The organism is Achromobacter sp. RW408 (assembly GCF_003184165.1).
In the GTDB taxonomy this organism is placed as follows: Bacteria; Pseudomonadota; Gammaproteobacteria; order Burkholderiales; family Burkholderiaceae_B; genus Achromobacter; species Achromobacter xylosoxidans.
Genome location: NZ_QHHO01000024.1, coordinates 1 through 601, shown reverse-complemented (window position 1 = coordinate 601; position 601 = coordinate 1). Strand labels below are relative to the sequence as shown.

The 601-nt window shown below is 76.7% G+C and carries 1 pseudogene; it reads left to right on the top strand.

Annotated elements, in window-relative coordinates:
• Positions 1 to 601 (top strand): annotated as a pseudogene (locus DK459_RS07430) (flagellar hook-length control protein FliK); the annotation flags it as partial.

The following is a 601-nucleotide window of genomic DNA, read 5'->3' as shown; positions in this document are numbered from 1 at the left end:
TTGGCCGGTCTCGATCGCCGACACGCTCGGCGCCAAGTCCGCGGCCGCCTCGACCAAGAAGGGCCCGTCGTTCTCCGACGTGCTGGCCCAGCAGCGTCCCAACCCGTCCGCCGACGCGCGACCGGCCAATAACAACGGCGTCAAGACACCCGCGTCCGGCGGCAAGACCTCCGGCGATGCCGCGGGCAACGCCGAAGACGCCGCCGCCTCGGCCATCGACAACGCCGTGCAGACCGCGGCCCAGGCCGAGGCCGGCGCGCTTGCCGTCGCCGCCACGCAGCAACCGGCCACGCCGGTCGTGTTGCCGGAGCAGGCGCTCGAGATCGCCGCCCAGGCCGCCGAGCAGGTCCAGTTGGCGCGGGGCAATGCCCAGGCCGCCGCCACGGCCATCGGCAGCGGCGCCGCCGTGGTGCAGGCCGCGCTCACCGCCAACGATGCCATCGCAACGCCGCGCACGCCGGTGCCGGCCACCGCGCAGCAGGCCGAGGCCGCGGCCGCCCTGGCCAGCCGCGACGCCCAGGTCGCGCAGCCGGTGGTCACCGCCGCCGTCAAGGCGGGCTCCGCGCCCGCCGTCGAAGCGGCCCCCGTCAAGGCTGCGCCG